Raw genomic sequence first — 17,059 nt, 5'->3', positions numbered from 1 at the left:
TCAATCACTTGGTGAGGGCGGGATTGGCGCTCAGACCGACGAGTCGGTCTGCGCCTCGGGTTTGTCGCTTTCAACCGCGTGCCGGCTCAAGACGCCGAGTTGGGCCAGCGAGAAAACAAGCGTGATCGGGGCGATCCCCCAAACCTTGAAGGCGACCCAGAAATCGGTCGAGAAATTGCGCCACACGATTTCGTTGAGCACCGCCAGCACCAGGAAGAACACGCCCCAGCGCCAGGTCAGGATCAGCCAGCCCTGTTCGGTGAGCTTGTAGACGTCCCCGAACACATAGCGCAGCAGCACCAGCCCGAAGGGCAGGCCGGCCAGCAATGTGCCGCCGAACAGGATGTTGACGATGGTCGGCTTCATCTTGATGAAGGTGTCGTCCTGCAGCCACAGCGTCAGCCCGCCAAACACCAGCACAACGACACCTGTCACGAGCGGCATCACCGCGATGCGCTTGAGCAAAAGCTTCGACAGGACCAGCGAGACGACCATGGCCACCATGAATACGCCGGTGGCAAGAAAGATCGGCTCGGGGAACACGCTCTTGAGCGAGGGGAAGGCATCGATCAGGCTCTCACCGCGCGCATTGGCGAGAAAGAACAGGATGAGCGGCCCAAGTTCGAGCGCCAGCTTGGTCAATTGGGGCTTGAGGGTCTCCCAGTTGACCTCTTCATCGGCTTTGCTCTTGGTCTCGGTGTCGCTCATGAACGGTCCCTTCGGCGGTTGCCCCCGATATGGACGCCCCCCAGAGCCGGGTCAAGTGGTCGGGTCAAGAGCGCAGCCTATGCGGTAGAGGCGGCCTTTTCCTTGGCCTTGGCCACCAGCGTCGCCAGATGGGCTACCCATTGCCCATGGGTCATCGCGGCCGCGGCGGCACCGATTTCAACGTCGAAGGCGCATTCATTCTCGTTACGGCGCTCATAGAAACCGGCGGTCAGCCAGACCCCGCTTTCACGCGTCAATTCTTCGAGAGCTGCTTCGGCGGCGGCCGGCGGCACATCGAGAACGATCTGGAATCCGCCAGTATGCGGCACCATCGGCTCGGTATGCATGTCTTCGGTCACATTGATCGACTGGGCGATCTTGCGCGCCATCGCCTGGTACTCACCCAGCCGGCCCAGATGCGCGTCCATTCCCTCCTGTGCCGCAATGGCATAGGGAAAGGCGCGGAAAATCAGCCCGCCATGGCGTTCGATCCAGGGCCTGGCCTCTTCGATAAAGGCGCGCTCACCCCCAAGCGTGCACCCGCCCATCCCGCCGAGTTCCTTGTAAAAGCTCAGATAAAGGGAATCCGCGAGCCCTGCGATTTCGCTGAGTTCGAGATCATAGGCAACCGCGGCGCCCCAGCCGCGCGCGCCATCGATATGCAGCGGCACATCCCAGGCCCGGCACCAGGCCGCAATCGCGCGCAGATCATCGAGCGGGGTCAGCCGGTAGCCGGCGCGCCGCAAGGGCAGTTCGACCGAGACGACACCCGGCTTTTCCCCCAGCGCGTCGAGATCGGCGACGGTGAACGGGTTCTGCGGCGAGCCGGTGCGCAGGATGGTGAGCCCGTGCAATCGCTCGAGCGCCCCCATCTCGTCGAAATCGAAATGGCTGAGCCGGTGGATCGCGACGCTTGGCCGCCCGGTCCGCGCGGTGTGCACCCGAAGCGCAGCCATCTGGGCGATCATGCCTTTGGGCACAAAGATCGTTTTTTGCTGGCCTGTCAGTCCCGTGACCCGGTCGGTCAAGGCTTTCACCGCCGCGCTTTCCCCGTAGAAATCCTCGCCGCCTTCGGCGTGCGGGCTGTTGGCCAGCGCCGTCAGGCGGTCTTTCATCGATTGAACGCCATGCCCGCTCAAAAAGTGCTGGCAGTCATTCATCAGATTTCTGTCGATCATGTTGCATCCCCCGCAATCGCTAGAGCGAAATCCCTTGCCGCAAACGGCTCGAGATCGTCGATCCCCTCGCCGACCCCGATATAGTGCACCGGCAGACCGAACCGCTTGGCGATCGCCACCAGAATACCCCCGCGCGCCGTCCCGTCGAGCTTGGTCATCACCAGCCCGGTGACCCCGGCGGTCTTGCCGAAGATCTCGACCTGGTTGAGGGCGTTCTGTCCCGTCGTCGCATCGAGCGTCAGAAGCACCGAATGCGGCGCCTCTGGCATCACCTTCTTGATCACGCGAACGACCTTTTCGAGCTCGGCCATCAGTTCGGCCCGGTTCTGCAGCCGGCCGGCCGTGTCGATGATCAGGACATCGGTGCCGTTTTGTTTGGCTTCGGTCACCGCGTCGAAGGCGAGACCCGCGGCATCAGCGCCGGTCTCCTTGGCGATCACCGGCACGCCGGAACGCTCGCCCCAGATCTGGAGCTGCTCGACCGCTGCGGCGCGGAACGTGTCGCCCGCCGCCAGCATCACCGACTTGCCCTCCGCCTTGTATTTGGAAGCCAGCTTGCCGATGGTCGTCGTTTTGCCCGAACCATTGACCCCGACCATCAGGATGACATGCGGGGCATGACCCGCATCGATGGTCAGCGGCTGCGCGACCGGGGTCAGCGCTGCCTCGACCTCCGCGGCCAGCACGGTGCGGATGTCCTCTTCCGAGATGTCCTTGTCATAGCGGTCTTTTGCCAGCGCTTCGGTGATCGCCATCGCCGTCTCAACCCCGAGATCGGCCTGGATCAGCACGTCCTCGAGCTCTTCAAGCGTCGCATCGTCGAGCTTGCGCTTGGTGAAGACCGCCGCGATGTTGCCGGTCAGCTGGTCGGAGGTCTTCTTGAGCCCGCCAGTCAGCCGCGCGAACCAGCCGCGCTTTTTCTCAGGCTCAGGCTCAGGCTCAGGCTCAGGCTCAGGCTCAGGCTCAGGCTCAGGCTCAGGCTCAGGCTCAGGCTCAGGCTCAGGCTCAGGCTCAGGCTCAGGCTCAGGAATGCTGTCGCGCGCTTCGCTCACGTCAAGGCTGGCGGGTTCGGGCTCAGCGTGCTCGGGCTCGGCAGGCTCGAGCCTGGCGGGATCGACGGTCTCGACATCGCCCGGTGCCGCAGGCGGCACCACCATGTCAGCCTGAACGCTTTCTGCCCGGTCCTCACCGCCCTCAGCCGGCGCAACAACCGGTGCGTCATCCTGATCTGACGCGGTTTCCGGTGCAGGCGTTTCCGGTTTCTGGGGCGTTTCCTGTTTTTCGGGATCCGTCTTTTTAGGATCCTTGTCTTCAGGTGCCCTGGACTTGCCGAACAGCCGCCCGAAAAGGCCGCGCTTTGGACTATCGCTCATACTACCCCGTAGCGGATGGATCGGGCCGTCAGGCCGCCTTTTTCCGGATTTCGCCGATCAGGCCGCCGGCCTCGGTGCCCACGATATCGACCGCGACGATATCGCCCGGCTGCCCGGCCGAAAGCTTCACCGGCACGAACTGCTCGGTGCGCCCCAGCCCTTCGCGCTCGATGAGAACATTTTCGCTCTGTCCGATTCGGCTCATGCAAAGCGCCTCGAACTGCTGTTCGCCGAGCGCACGCAATCGCGCCGCGCGTTGCTTGGCAACGGCCTTGGAAACCTGGTTCGGAATACGCGCGGCCGGCGTCCCCTGGCGCTTCGAATAGGGAAAGACATGCAGATAGGTGAGCCCGGCCTCCGAGACGATCTTCATCGAGTTTTCGAACATCTCCTCGGTTTCGGTCGGGAAACCGGCAATGATATCGGCACCGAACACCATGTCGGGCCGCAATTCGCGCGCCTTGTGCACAAAGTCGAGCGTATCCCCGCGCAGATGCCGGCGCTTCATGCGCTTGAGGATCATGTCGTCGCCCGACTGCAGCGAGAGATGCAGATGCGGCATCAGCCGTCGCTCCCCGGAGATCACCTCGAACAGGGCCTCGTCCGCCTCGATGGAATCGATCGAGGAGATGCGCAGCCGCTGAAGATCCGGCACATGCCTGAGGATGGACTGGGTCAATTTGCCAAGGCTTGGCGTGCCCGGAAGATCGCCGCCATAAGAGGTGATGTCGACCCCGGTCAGCACCACCTCGCCGATGCCATTGGCGACAAGCCGCTTGATCTGGTCGACCACCGCCCCCATCGGCACCGACCGCGATGGCCCGCGCCCATAAGGGATAATGCAGAAGGTGCAGCGATGATCGCACCCGTTCTGCACCTGAACAAACGCCCGGGCCCGCCCGTCGAACCCGTCAATCATGTGTTCGGCAGTCTCGCGCACAGCCATGATGTCATTGACGAGGATCTTGGCTTCGCCCTCGAGCGAGAAGTCGAGGCCCTTATAGGCGGTCTCGGTCATCTTCTCGGCATTGCCGATCACCGCATCGACCTCGGCCATTTCGGCGAAGGTCGCAGCCTCGGTCTGCGCCGCACAGCCGGTGACGACGATCCGGGTTTCCGGATTGTCGCGCCGCGCCTTGCGGATCGCCTGGCGGGTCTGACGCACCGCTTCTGCGGTCACGGCACAGGAATTGACCACGATTACATCGTCCAGCCCGGCCTTTTCCGCCTGGTCCTTGATAACCTCTGACTCAAAGAAGTTGAGCCGGCAGCCAAAGGTGAGCGTGCGCACACTCATGCCGCGCTCTCCGCAAAGAAATCGGGCGCCAGTTCACCCTCGCCGTCAAACGAGAACGGGCCGGACATGATCACGTGACCGTCCTCGTCCCGCCATTCGATGACCAGCGGACCGCCGGGCAGGTTGACGGTCACCTTGCGCTCGGTGAACTGCTTGCGCACCGCCGCAACCCCCACCGCACAGGCAGCGGTACCGCAGGCCCGGGTCAGCCCCGCCCCGCGTTCCCAGACCCGGATGGTGATTTCGGTCGGGCTGTCGATCCGCGCCAGCGAAATATTGGCCCGCTCGGGAAAGATCGGGTGGTTTTCGAGCAGCGGCCCCAACCGCCCCAGATCATAGGCATCGAGGTCCTTGACCCAGAAGATCGCATGCGGATTGCCGACATTGACCACCGAAGGCGTATGCAGCACCGGCGCATCGATCGGCCCGATCTGCAATTCGATCCCGCGGGTGTCGCGGAACTCTTCGGCCAGGGGGATCTGTTCCCAGTCGAGCTTGGGCGTGCCCATATCGACGCTGACGAGATCACCGTCGCGATGCGCGCGCAAGACCCCGGCATTGGTCTCGATGACCGTATCGGCACGGCCGGTTTCGTCGCTCAGCTGCGCGGCGATGCAGCGCGTGGCATTGCCACAGGCATCGACCTCGCCACCTTCCGCATTATAGATCAGCATCATCGCATCGACCCCGTCCGAACGCGGCGGAGAGATCACGATCACCTGGTCGCAGCCGATTCCCTTTTCACGGTCGGCCACACGGCGAATCTGGTCGGCGCTCAGCTTGACCGGCTTCTGCCGCGCATCGAACACGACAAAATCATTCCCAAGTCCGTTCATCTTTTTATAGGCGACGCTGGCGCTCATGACGTGAATTCCTGGCGCGGGCACAGTTGGAGACGCCCGCAAACCCGCTCCTTATGGCGCAAAATGCCCTGAACATAAAGACCGGCGCGCGCGGGGCAGGATTGCACGAAAAACCGGTCTGGCCGCCAGCGTAGTTAATGATTGGTTTTCCATTTGCAAATAGATTGGGTCTGCTGCGCGGAGGGAGACCATGTCAGCTAGTAATCTTGCACACATCATCGAGGACGCTGAAGCCGAGGAGAGTGGGATCGATCCCAATGCTATCGATCCCAATGCTCATGCCGCTGCGTCCTCAAGCGCAAAACCGCCTCAGGCCGGCACAGACAGCCCGGCCCATGGACGCAAGGCGGCCCAACTCGGCGATATCGGGGAACGCGCCGGGCGCCTAGGCGTCGAGATCGCCGATGTCGTTGGCATCATCACCGATCTGTCCGCCATCGGCATCAAGCAGGCCGACAGCGCCCGCCAGGTCATGGCCGCTGCCCGCGACATGAACGAGACAACGGCGAGCCTGTCGCGCTCGATGGAATCGACCCGCGAGGCGGCCAGCGCCACCCGATCCGTCTTGACCGAAAGCGCCACGACCGTCGAAACCGTGGTCGCCCGTGCCACCACGACCATGCACACCCTGTCAAAGGGCGCAGTGTCGATGCGCACCACGCTCGAAAGCGTCGATGGCACCTTGCGCGATGTGCAGACCGCATCGTCGGCCATCGCCCAGATCGCCCGCGAAACCAAGCTTCTGGCCCTCAATGCCAGCGTCGAGGCTGCCCGTGCAGGCGATGCCGGGCGTGGCTTCGCCATCATTGCCAATGCGGTCAAATCCCTGGCCGACCAGATCGAGGATTTTTCCGGCCAGACCCGCGAGCACCTCGAGACCCTTGGCACGGTGCTGACCGAACTGCAGCAGACCGCGGTCGACAATGCCCAGACCGCCGAAGACGCCGCCAATGATTCCGCCGCTGCCGCCGAAGTGTCCGACAAGCTGAAGGATCTTGTCGGTTCGGTCGACGAGCTGGTCTCCGATATCGGTGCCATGTCCCAGCCGGTACAGCAGAATATCGATGGCTTCGAGGCCGTGCGCGAAGGGCTTGGCGAACTGGTCTCCACCGTCAAGCAGTCCCGCGAAAGGCTCGGCACAGCCGAACAGCGCGCCAATTCGATCCTCGGCATTTCCGAGGATTTCATGCTCTTCATCGCCCAGTCGGGCATCGAGACCGCCGACACCCCGATCATCAAGATCGCCCAGGACAAGGCCGCCGAGATCGCCGGATTGTTCGAGGCTGCCCTCGAACGCGGCGAACTGACCATGGATGCCCTGTTCGACCAGAATTACCGGCCCATCCCGGGCACCAACCCCCAACAGGTGACCACCCGTTTCCTGGGCTTCACCGACAAGACCCTGCCCGCAATCCAGGAACCGGTTGTCGATATGGACCCGCGCATCACCTTTTGCGCGGCGGTCGACATCAACGGCTACCTGCCGACCCACAATCTCGTCTATTCGAAAGCCCAGACCAACGACCCGGTCTGGAACGCCGCCAATTGCCGCAATCGCCGCATCTTCGACGATCGTACCGGCCTTTCGGCGGGCAAGAGCGAAAAGCCCTTCCTGCTCCAGACCTATCGGCGCGATATGGGCGGCGGGAATTTCGTCCTGATGAAGGACTGCTCGGCCCCGATCTATGTGCGCGGCCGGCATTGGGGCGGCTTCCGCATCGGGTTTAAAGTCTAACCCGGCCGAACATCATCGGAACCAGAACAAAAAAAGCCGGGCGCATTGCCCGGCTTTTTCACGTCCGTATGTGACTTCAACCATCCTCATCCTGAGCTCGTCGAAGGACGACGGATGGGCCGGCACCGCCCGATCAGGCAGCGCGCAGCTTCTCGATCTTTTCGGCGCTCCGGCACTCGTCTTCGACAAGCGCCTTGTGCAGTGCAGCAATGGCGGTCTCGAAATCCGCTTCATCGATCACGATCTGCAGATCGACCTTGCCCATCAGGTCATGCAGGCCGAGCGGGGTAATGCCCGCTTCCGCCAGCGCCGCAATCGCCGAGGTCAGGATCGAGGGCGAGTTGAGGTCGCGCCCGATCGCCGAGACGATCGCCACCTTGCGCGAGGTGATCTCGGCCTGCGGGTAAAGCCCGGCAAGATCCGCCTCGCAGCGCTTGACCGCCTTGGGCGTGCCATCGAGGAAGTGGGTGATCGTGTTCGCGTTCGAGGTCTTGGTGACGATCCGCGCCTTGTGCCGCTTGAGCACATCGAGGATCGCCGCGTCATAACCTTTGACCCCGACCATGTCCTGCTCGAACACGGAGAACGCATAGACACCCTTGAGGCCGGTCACCATTTCGACCCCCGGCTCGCCGGCTTCCAGTTCGCCCTTGATCAGCGTCCCGGCGTGATCCGGCTCGAACGCATTCTTGACGCGCAGCGGAATGCCGGCCTGGCGCAGCCCCTTGGCCGCGCGCGGGTGAATGGCTTCCATACCCATATTCGAGAGCTGGTCGGCGACATTGTAATTGGTCTCGCCGATCACCTGCACCTTGTCTTCGCCCACGATCCGCGGATCGGCGGAGGACAGATGGAACTCCTTGTGAATGACCGCTTCGCCGGCGCCGGTGACAACCGCGAGCCGCGACAGCGTCACTTCCGTATAGCCGCGGTCATAGGTCTGCATCAGGGCCTCGCGGCACTGGGCATAGCCGGTCACGATCGGCAGTTCGTTGCTCAGATCGATATCGGCAAAGGCATGCCGGATATGCTCATCGAGCCCGTGCTGATCGTCTTCGCGCCAACCCGACAGATCGACGAACCGTGCATTGACGCCATGCTGGCGCAGAAGCAGCGCCGTGTTATGTGCCGAGTGCGCTTCACCGATCGCCGCCAGCATTTCCCTGACGGTCAAAAGGTGATGCTCGAGCTTGAAATGCCCGTAGGAGCACAGCCGGTTCAGATCGATGAGGCAGCTGCGCACGCCCTCGACCCGCTCCTTGATGAAGGCGTTGGCATCGGCCAGCGTTGCCGCATCGGAAAAGATCTCGGCGTTCTTTTCCTGCATCCTGGCAAGCACGCCGGTCAGCGCATCGCCCCAGGCCCAGTCCGAATGGGCCGAGGCGAACAGGGCATAAACCCCTGCTTCGCCCGACTTCTTGTGCTCGAGAAGCGCGTCCGTCATGCCGCCATAGGCGGAAACGACAAAGATGCGGTTGTAGATCTCGTCTTTTGTCCTGTTGCCCAGAAGAACCGTATCCAGCAATTCCTGGGTCCGGGACATGGACGTTCCGCCGATCTTTTCGACGCTATGCGAGGTCATTTTGCCTCCAGGGCACAGCTTTTCGCTGCACCTTCACTCTACTGATTCTGTCCCGAGCGGATCGGCCCGGAGACAATCGAAAGGGGTTCGTGCGGTTCGCGCACCCCGAGAAATTCGGGGCGGTAATGCGCCGCCGCGAAAGGCGCCTTCGGCCGGTTGGCCCAGGCGTTGTAAACAAAAAAGGCATTCGAACGCGGGAACGGGGTGATGTTCCCGTTCGAGCCATGCAGCGTGTTGCAATCGAACAGGATCACCGTCCCGGCCTTGCCCGAGGCATATTCAATGCCGTGCTGATCGGCCATGTCCGCCAGCGTGTCGTGGCTCGGCACGCCGATCTCCTGCTTTTTCAGCGAGGATTTGTAGTTCTGATCCGGCGTCTCCCCGGCACAGGCCACGAAAGTCTTGTGCGAACCGGGAATAAGCATCAGCGGCCCGTTGAGCGCATCATTGTCGGTCAGCAGCACCGAGGCCGAGATCGCGCGCATCCGCGGCATACCGTCTTCGGCGTGCCAGGTCTCGAAATCCGAATGCCAGTAGAATTCCTTGCCGGTGAAGCCCGGCTTGTAGTTGAGCCGCGACTGATGGACGTAGACCTGATCGTCGAGCAGGTGCGAGATCGCGCCGGCAATGCGCTTATCGGCGGCCAGCCGGGCAAAGACCGGGCTCTGCAACTCGAGCTGGAAGACCGTGCGTACGGCCTCGCTTTCGGGCTCGGTGATCAGGCTTTCGGGATCGAGTGCCCTCTCGCCTGCACGCAGGGCCCGGGACTCTTCCTGCAGCGCATTGACCTCGTCCTCGGAAAACAGGTCCCTGAGAATCAGAAAGCCGTCACGGTCGAAATCCGCAACCATTTCCTCGGTCAAAGGCGCTTTCGGTTCCTCATGGGCCCAAACGACAGGGTCCTTGCGCTCGAGCCAGTGTTCCATGGCCGGCATTCTGGTGGGATACGCATCGACTGCGTGCGATCGGTTGGCTTGGTCCGCCATTTGTTCGCCTCCTTAGCGTTGAAGATCCGCCCATTGTCTGGGCCCGGTGCGGCGCCTTTTGAAGGCGCCGGGCTCCAGGATGAATGGGCAAAGGGACCCCGACCATTCGGGGCCACCCGACACGGTCAACGTCCCTTTGCCCGAACCGTTGCTACTCGGCTGCCGTTTTCTCCGGCGCCGGTGCATAGGAACCGTCTTCCCGGTGCACTTCCTGCCCGGTCACGGGCGGATTGAAGCAGCACGCCATCACCAGTTCCGTGTCGGCCTTGAGCCGATGCTTGTCGTGCTTGTCGAGCGCATACATGACGCCGGGCCTGATCGGATGGACCTCGCCGGTCGCCAGGTCCTCGATCTCGCCGGTGCCATCGACGCAATAGACCGATTCAAGATGGTGCTTGTAATGGAACTGGTGCTCGGTACCCGCGAAGATGCGCGTGATGTGGAACGAGAAACCCATCTCGTCGCCCGCCAGCAGCATCCGGGTCGAATCCCAGCCTTTCGTCGAAACCAGCTTGTCCGTCTGCCGCAGCAGATTGAGGTCGCGTACAATCATCTTGTTGATCCTGTTATCTTATTCAGCCGCGTTGCGCGGGCGCTCCTGGCCGAGCACCGCTTCGAACGCGTCTTCCATGATGTCGAGTCCGGCGTTGAACTGATCCAGATCGATGGTCAGCGGCGCCAGCACCTTGACGATTTCATCATCGGCACCCGAGGTCTCGATGATCAGGCCATCGTCAAAGCAGCGCTTGCAGATCGCCGAGGCGGTTTCGCCGTTCCCCGTGTTGATGCCGCGCATCATGCCACGGCCTCTCAGGGTCAGCCCGTGCCGTTCAGCAATCGCTTCAAGGCGCGATTTGAGGTGTTCACCCTTGCGCTTGACCTCGGTCTCGAACGCCTTGTCGGCCCAGAACTTCTCGAGCGCCACGCGGGCGGTCACGAAGGCATGGTTGTTGCCGCGGAACGTGCCGTTATGTTCCGCCGGGCCCCAGATGTCGTGTTCCGGCTTCAAAAGCGTCATGGCAAAAGGCAGCCCCATGCCCGACAGCGATTTGGCCATGGTCACGATATCCGGCGAGATGCCGAACTCTTCCCAGGAGAAGAACGTGCCCGTGCGCCCGCAGCCGGCCTGGATGTCGTCAACGATCAGCAGGGCGCCATGCTTGCGCGCGATCTTCTCGATCTTGCGCATCCATTCGGCACTGGCCGCATTGAGCCCGCCTTCGCCTTGTACCGGCTCGACGATGAACGCGGCCGGGGCGTCATAACCCGAGGAGCCGTCGCTCAACAGCGTATCGAGCTGGTCGGCGGTATCGACGCCGTCGCCGAAATAGCCGTCATAGGCCGCCCGATCGACGCCGTTGAGCGGCGCCGAGGCACCATTGCGATGGCCCTGGTTACCGGTCGCGGCGAGCGCGCCCATGGTCACACCGTGGAACCCGTTGGTGAAGGCGACGATCTTGTGCCGACCGGTCACCTTGCGCGCCAGCTTGATCGCGGCTTCCACGGCATTGGCGCCGGTCGGGCCGGTAAACTGCAGGCGATAATCGAGACCGCGCGGCTGAAGGATCAGCTTTTCGAAAGCGGCAAGGAACTGCGCCTTGGCGTCGGTAAACATGTCGAGGCCATGGGTGATCCCGTCGGCGGTGATGTAATCGACAAGCGCCGCCTTCATGTCCGGATCGTTATGCCCGTAATTGAGCGAGGAACACCCGGCCAGAAAATCCGTGTAGCTGTGTCCGTCGGCGCCGCTCAACGTTGCGCCGCGCGCAGCCGTGAACACGACGGGAAAGGCGCGGCAATAGCTGCGCACCTGGCTCTCGACGCGTTCGAATACCTGTTTGTCCGCTGTCACAGCGGTTGTGTCCGTAGACATGGGTCACCATTTCGGTTGTTGGAATGCCCGGATACCCCCGGGCGGGCGAATCCGGTCGTCCGCTCAGGCGGCGGACCGGATGGAAATCACGTGCCGTTCGAACGGTCCGATATCCGCGAGGAACTCGGTCGGCTTGCGGCCATCGAAATGATCCTCGTCCTCGAAATGCGGAGTCCGCGACAGCTCGGTGTCGAGCCCGTCGGCAATCGAGGAGAACAGGGCCCAGGAGGCCTCATTGTCCTCTGTGATGGTCGAATGCAGGCGCTTCACCTTCTGGCAGGCCTTGCGGCGCAGCACAGAGTGGATGAGCTTCTTCGCCAACCCGCGCCCGCGCGCCTTTTCGTCGACACAGACCTGCCAGATGAAAAGCACATCCGGCTCGCTGGGCGGGATATAGCCCGACACCCAGCCCACGGTCTCGCCATCGAGTTCGGCGACCGCGCAGGTCTCGGCAAAATGCGTGCACTGCAGCAGATTACAGTAGATCGAATTCTCATCGAGCGTGCCCGACCGCTGGATCAAATCCCAGATGGCCGTGCCATCCTGATCCTCGGGAACGCGAATCTTGAGCTCCGCTTCAGCCTTCGCCGGCTGGCCGGCTGAAGTGAGATCGGAAACGGTAGCAGGAGATGTCATCGAACTTTGCCCTCTCATGGGATACATCTGATTGGCGTCGGTCGTTTAGTTAGTACATACGAAAGATATGTCAACAGCATGAACGCACGACTCCGAGCCTGGTTCCGCTAAAAATCTGATATTTCTCAATATTTTTATTTTGGCATCTCGAATTAACTAATTAGACGTAAATCAGTGATTGGGCCAAAAATGCGGCAGAGCATTTGGTTTAACGAACTAAATTTCCGCGCCACAGGGACTTCCGGTCCCGCCATCCGGGCGATAAGCTGACATCAACACCTCGATAGAAGGGCGAGACAGTGGACAACAGAACCAGGGCGGTGTTGCGCGCCATGCGCCGCATCCTTCGTGTGACCGAATCGAACTCCAAGGCCTTGCTGCGCGAGACCGGGCTGAGTGCTTCGCAACTCGTCCTGTTGCAGATTCTCGATGACGGCGGCGAATTGACCGCCGGCGAGCTGGCGACCCGAATGGGCATCACCCAGGCCACCACCACCGCCCTGATCCAGAAACTGGAGAATCGGGGGCTTATCACCCGGCGCAAGGGCGAGACCGACCGCCGCCAGGTCTGGCTGTCCCTGTCCGATGCCGGTCAGCAGATCCTCGCCCGCGCGCCCGATGCGGTGCATGACAAGTTCCAGCAGCGCTTCGCCGAGCTCGAGGACTGGGAACAGGCCATGCTGATCGCTTCCCTCGAACGCATCTCGGATATGCTCGGCGCTGCCGACCTCGACGTCGCCCCGGTCTTCGACGCGGCTTCGCTTGACCATGCCCCGTAAGTCCGGGCAGAACGTGACTGAAGAGGCGCCAGTTTCCCGCAAATAGCCGCCGCCCGCCGGAACACAAACGGTGGCGCTGCCGGGTATGGCCGGGTTGGAGGCTCCCCATGCACAGAAGCAAGGTTTCGAACGTCGGTCCCGGCGAGAATATTCTCGAACGGACCCTTCAGGCAGCCAAGCAGGATGTCGAAACCGTAAAGGACGGCGCCCCGATTGCCCCGATGATTGACGGGCTGGTTTTCCGCGATCTGGTCACCCATCGTGATGACCGGGGCAGTGTCACGGAATTTTTCGATCCGCGCTGGGACTGGCATCCCGATCCGCTGGTCTTCTGCTACCATTTCAGCATCAGGCCCGGCTTGGTGAAGGGCTGGGGGCTGCACAAGCTGCATGAGGACCGCTATCTGGTCATCGACGGGGAAATGGAAGTGGTCATGTTTGACCCCCGGCCCGAATCCTCCACCTGCGGTCACATCTGCCGGGTCGTCCTGTCGGCAGCGACCCCCCGGCTGATGAACGTGCCCAAATTCGTCTGGCATGCGGACCACAATATCGGCGAAGGCACATGCCGCGTCGTCAACTTCCCCACCATTCAGTACAATCACGAGAACCCCGACAAATACCGCCTGCCGCTCGATACGGACCTCATCCCCTTCGACTTCGGCGCCGCGACGGGCTGGTGAGCGCACCCCAGGTTTCAGTGTTGATGCCGACCCATGCCCGGCCCGACGTGCTGGGTCTGGCGATCGACTCGGTGCTCGACCAGAGCCTTGACGATTTCGAATTGCTGCTGGTGGGCGACGGCGTCGCCGACGCAACGCGCGAGGTGGTCACCCGCTATACCGATCCGCGCATCCGTTGGTTCGATCTGCCCAAGGCACCTCATTTCGGTTACGCCAACCGCAACGTCGCCCTGGCGCAATCGCGGGGCCGCCTGATTGCTTTTGCCGCCGATGACGATCTGATGTTTCCCGATCACCTCGAGCGGCTGGCGGCAACCTTCACCGACCCGGAGGTCGTGTTCGCGCACAGCCTTGCGGTCTGGGTGTCAGCGGACAGCGTTGCCGCTCCCGATCTCACCAATCTCGAAATCCCTGCCGAAATGACGGTATTTCTCGAAGCCGGGAACACCCTTGCTGCCGGTACTGTCATGTATCGCGCCGACGCCTTGCCCCAGCGCGGCGCCTGGCCCGAAGATGTCAGCGCCTCCGGCGATTGGCGCTTGTGGCAGCGGATCATTGGCGCGCATTCCCCCGCTGCCTGCCGGCATCTGCCCTTGATGACGATGATGCATTTCAAGGCCTCGCGCAAAACCCGCCGGGACTCCCACTTTTCCCGGCTGGCCGCCTTCCTCGACCTTGCCGACAACGCCGATTGGTGGCCTCTCGCCTTGCGGCGGCCGGTCGCTCCGGACGCGACCCCCCAATCGGCTTATGCGCGACATCGGTTTGCCGATCCCGACGGCTTTGCCCGCGACATCCGCGCTGCCTGCGATCTCGTGATCCGGCGCATGGTGCTGCATCTACTGGATGCACAGCCTGCGCCCGTGTCCGATTGGCGATTTGAGGCGCTTGAAAGCGAACTCGGATCGCTCAAACAGGCCAGTGCCACCCTCGAGGCAGAATGCGTCCGCCTGCGCGGAGAACGCGATGCCTTTCTGTCTTCGACCAGCTGGCGCCTGACCGCGCCTGTCAGGGCCCTGGGACGCCTGATCGCCCGCCGCGATTGACTCCCGCGCCCCCGCGGCTTATGAAGCGCGCACTCTGCCGATAACTATCGAGCGAGCCACTAGCCTGCCCGGGAGGCAGGCGGTCCTCATCCGCCAGCGCGTTGCGCCCGCGGATGCCGTTTTGCTTTGCGGGTTTGCGCCGCGGCACCGGGGGGACCACATTGGCCGCAAGATAGGGTTCGAGAAGCGGTTCTTGTGACCCGGCAGGAAAGGAATGAGTGATGTTCGACAGTCTGAGCGATCGTCTCGGCAAGATCTTTGAAGGCCTGACCCGGCGCGGCGCGCTTTCCGAAGCCGACGTTTCCGCGGCGCTGCGCGAAGTCCGCCGCGCGCTGATCGAGGCCGATGTCTCGCTCGAGGTCGTGCGCGCCTTTGTCGAACAGGTGCGCGAACGCGCCATTGGTGCCGAAGTGACCAAATCGGTCACCCCCGGCCAGCAGGTCATCAAGATCGTTCACGACGAGCTCGTCGCTGTGCTTGGCGCCGATGCCGAACCGATCGATCTCAATGCCCCCGCCCCGGTTGCCATCATGATGGTCGGCCTGCAGGGCTCGGGCAAGACCACCTCGACCGCAAAGATCGCCAAGCGGCTCAAGGAGCGCGAGAACAAGAAGGTCCTGATGGCCTCGCTCGATACGCGCCGCCCCGCCGCGATGGAGCAGCTCGCAACCCTTGGCACCCAGATCGGGGTCGAGACCCTCGCCATCGTGCCCGGCCAGGACCCCGAGGCGATCACCGCCCGCGCACTCAAGGAAGCCCGGCTCGGCGGCTATGACGTTGTCATGCTCGACACGGCCGGCCGTACCCATATCGACGAAGAGCTGATGGCCGAGGCCGAGGCCGTCCGCAACATTGCCGAGCCGCATGAAATCCTGCTCGTCGCCGATGCGCTGACCGGTCAGGACGCAGTCAATGTCGCGCGATCCTTCAATGACCGTTTCGCGGTCACTGGCATGGTGCTGACCCGTGTTGACGGCGATGGCCGTGGCGGCGCCGCGCTCTCGATGCGCGCGGTCACTGGCAAGCCGATCAAGGCCATCGGTGTTGGTGAAAAGCTCGACGGGCTCGAGGATTTCCACCCCGGCCGCATCGCCGACCGCATTCTGGGCATGGGCGACATCGTTTCGCTCGTCGAAAAGGCCGCCGAAACCGTTTCCGCCGAAGAGGCGGAAAGGATGGCGAAGAAGCTCAAAAAGGGCTCTTTCGACCTCGAGGACCTCAAGGGCCAGCTCGAGCAGATGAAGAAGATGGGCGGCATGGGCGCACTGATGGGCCTGATGCCCGGCATGGGCAAGATGAAAAAGGCCATGGCCGGCGCCAATGTCGATGAGAAGGTATTCGACCGCCAGATCGCCATTATCCAGTCGATGACCAAGAAGGAGCGCGCCAATCCGGCGGTGCTCAACGCCTCGCGCCGCAAGCGCATTGCTTCGGGCGCAGGCACCGAGGTCTCCGAGATCAACAAGCTGATCAAGATGCACCGCCAGATGGCGGACATGATGAAAAAGCTCGGCAAGGGCGGTCGTGGCGGCCTCGCCGGCCTGATGGGCGGCATGGGCGGAGGTATGCCAGGGGGTATGCCGGGTGGCCTGCCCGCCGGCATGGATCCCTCCCAGCTCGACCCCAAGGCGCTGGCCGAAATGCAGAAACAGTTCGGCGGCGGCGATCAGCCGGCTGCGGGCGATGGCGACATGAAGGCGCTGCCCAAGAACGTCAATGAATTGCTCAAGAGTTCCGGCTCGATGCCCGGGCTTGGCGGCAACCCGAAATTCCCCGGCCTGCCTGGTCTCGGCCTCGGCAAGGGCTCAGGGAAAAAGAAGTAACCGGACAAACTTTTTTACGGAGAACCCAATGTCCCTCAAGATCCGCCTTTCCCGCGGCGGCGCCAAGAAGCGCCCTTACTACCACATTGTTGTTGCCGACTCCCGTTCGCCGCGCGATGGCCGCTTCATCGAGCGCATCGGTGCCTATAATCCGATGATGCCCAAGGATTCCGATGAACGCGTCAAGCTCGATAGCGCCCGTGTGGAACATTGGCTGTCCGTTGGCGCCCAGCCGACCGACCGCGTGCACCGCTTCCTCGACGCTGCCGGCCTGTTGAAGCGCGAGCCGCGCAACAACCCGAACAAGGCCAAGCCGGGCCAGAAGGCGCTCGACCGCATCGAGGAAAAGCGCGAAGCCGAAGAAGCCAAGAAGGCCGCTGAGGCCGAGGCAGCTGCCGCTCCGGCCGAAGAGGCTCCTGTCGAAGAAGCTCCGGCTGAAGAAGCGCCCGCCGAGGAAGCTGCCGAAGAAAAGGCGGAGTAAGGTCCGCGCTGAAAGG

The 17,059-nt window shown here is 62.7% G+C and carries 16 protein-coding genes; 6 read left to right on the top strand and 10 right to left on the bottom strand.

Annotated features, from left to right (window positions below; genetic code table 11):
• Positions 1 to 30: 30 nt before the first annotated feature.
• The 5 genes from G489_RS0108510 to dapF all read right to left on the bottom strand — a co-directional run bounded on the left by G489_RS0108510 (position 31) and on the right by dapF (position 5,419).
• Positions 31 to 708, bottom strand: coding sequence for a septation protein A (locus G489_RS0108510; RefSeq protein ID WP_029041190.1), 678 nt, complete (start codon positions 706 to 708; stop codon positions 31 to 33).
• A gap of 77 nt (positions 709 to 785) precedes the next feature.
• Positions 786 to 1,886 carry a threonine aldolase family protein gene (locus G489_RS19700; RefSeq protein WP_051332439.1) on the bottom strand — a complete coding sequence of 367 codons (1,101 nt, stop codon included), beginning with the start codon at positions 1,884 to 1,886 and terminating at the stop codon, positions 786 to 788.
• Complete coding sequence (ftsY, locus tag G489_RS0108500) at positions 1,883 to 3,259, bottom strand: signal recognition particle-docking protein FtsY (protein WP_029041189.1); 1,377 nt, start codon at positions 3,257 to 3,259, stop codon at positions 1,883 to 1,885. Before ftsY ends, G489_RS19700 begins: the two co-directional genes overlap by 4 nt.
• A 28-nt stretch (positions 3,260 to 3,287) precedes the next feature.
• Positions 3,288 to 4,556, bottom strand: coding sequence for a tRNA (N(6)-L-threonylcarbamoyladenosine(37)-C(2))-methylthiotransferase MtaB (mtaB, locus tag G489_RS0108495; RefSeq protein ID WP_029041188.1), 1,269 nt, complete (start codon positions 4,554 to 4,556; stop codon positions 3,288 to 3,290).
• A complete protein-coding gene (gene dapF / locus G489_RS0108490; RefSeq protein ID WP_029041187.1) occupies positions 4,553 to 5,419 on the bottom strand; it encodes a diaminopimelate epimerase in 867 nt (288 codons plus the stop codon). The genes mtaB and dapF overlap by 4 nt, the downstream gene beginning before the upstream one ends.
• Before the next feature lie 190 nt (positions 5,420 to 5,609).
• On the opposite strand from dapF, the gene G489_RS19695 reads away from it, so the two are divergent.
• Complete coding sequence (locus G489_RS19695; RefSeq protein ID WP_081691471.1) at positions 5,610 to 7,154, top strand: methyl-accepting chemotaxis protein; 1,545 nt, start codon at positions 5,610 to 5,612, stop codon at positions 7,152 to 7,154.
• A gap of 133 nt (positions 7,155 to 7,287) precedes the next feature.
• On the opposite strand, the gene G489_RS19690 is transcribed toward G489_RS19695, so the two are convergent.
• From G489_RS19690 to ectA, 5 genes are all read right to left on the bottom strand, one after another.
• Positions 7,288 to 8,736 (bottom strand): aspartate kinase, encoded by a 1,449-nt coding sequence (locus tag G489_RS19690; RefSeq protein WP_035872074.1) that lies wholly within the window; start codon positions 8,734 to 8,736, stop codon positions 7,288 to 7,290.
• 38 nt (positions 8,737 to 8,774) lie between these two features.
• On the bottom strand, positions 8,775 to 9,722 hold the full coding sequence (thpD, locus tag G489_RS0108475; protein WP_029041186.1) for an ectoine hydroxylase: 948 nt from the start codon (positions 9,720 to 9,722) through the stop codon (positions 8,775 to 8,777).
• 151 nt (positions 9,723 to 9,873) lie between these two features.
• Positions 9,874 to 10,275, bottom strand: coding sequence for an ectoine synthase (locus G489_RS0108470; RefSeq protein WP_029041185.1), 402 nt, complete (start codon positions 10,273 to 10,275; stop codon positions 9,874 to 9,876).
• 18 nt (positions 10,276 to 10,293) lie between these two features.
• Positions 10,294 to 11,595, bottom strand: coding sequence for a diaminobutyrate--2-oxoglutarate transaminase (ectB, locus tag G489_RS0108465; RefSeq protein ID WP_029041184.1), 1,302 nt, complete (start codon positions 11,593 to 11,595; stop codon positions 10,294 to 10,296).
• A gap of 63 nt (positions 11,596 to 11,658) precedes the next feature.
• Positions 11,659 to 12,231 (bottom strand): diaminobutyrate acetyltransferase, encoded by a 573-nt coding sequence (gene ectA, locus G489_RS19685; protein WP_081691470.1) that lies wholly within the window; start codon positions 12,229 to 12,231, stop codon positions 11,659 to 11,661.
• A gap of 299 nt (positions 12,232 to 12,530) precedes the next feature.
• On the opposite strand from ectA, the gene G489_RS0108455 reads away from it, so the two are divergent.
• The 5 genes from G489_RS0108455 (at position 12,531) to rpsP (ending at position 17,043) form a co-directional block, all read left to right on the top strand.
• Positions 12,531 to 13,010, top strand: coding sequence for a MarR family winged helix-turn-helix transcriptional regulator (locus G489_RS0108455; protein ID WP_029041183.1), 480 nt, complete (start codon positions 12,531 to 12,533; stop codon positions 13,008 to 13,010).
• 107 nt (positions 13,011 to 13,117) lie between these two features.
• The gene (locus G489_RS0108450; protein WP_081691469.1) at positions 13,118 to 13,693 is read left to right on the top strand and encodes a cupin domain-containing protein; all 576 of its coding nucleotides are present in this window, start codon (positions 13,118 to 13,120) and stop codon (positions 13,691 to 13,693) included.
• Positions 13,690 to 14,739 carry a glycosyltransferase family 2 protein gene (locus G489_RS0108445; RefSeq protein WP_162142414.1) on the top strand — a complete coding sequence of 350 codons (1,050 nt, stop codon included), beginning with the start codon at positions 13,690 to 13,692 and terminating at the stop codon, positions 14,737 to 14,739. The genes G489_RS0108450 and G489_RS0108445 overlap by 4 nt, the downstream gene beginning before the upstream one ends.
• A 221-nt stretch (positions 14,740 to 14,960) precedes the next feature.
• Positions 14,961 to 16,562 carry a signal recognition particle protein gene (ffh, locus tag G489_RS0108440; protein WP_029041180.1) on the top strand — a complete coding sequence of 534 codons (1,602 nt, stop codon included), beginning with the start codon at positions 14,961 to 14,963 and terminating at the stop codon, positions 16,560 to 16,562.
• 28 nt (positions 16,563 to 16,590) lie between these two features.
• Positions 16,591 to 17,043, top strand: a complete 453-nt coding sequence (rpsP, locus tag G489_RS0108435; RefSeq protein WP_029041179.1) for a 30S ribosomal protein S16 — start codon at positions 16,591 to 16,593, stop codon at positions 17,041 to 17,043.
• Positions 17,044 to 17,059: the final 16 nt, after the last annotated feature.

The organism is Cucumibacter marinus DSM 18995 (assembly GCF_000429865.1).
GTDB classification, from domain to species: domain Bacteria; phylum Pseudomonadota; class Alphaproteobacteria; order Rhizobiales; family Devosiaceae; genus Cucumibacter; species Cucumibacter marinus.
This window is presented reverse-complemented; position numbering and strand designations above follow the sequence as displayed.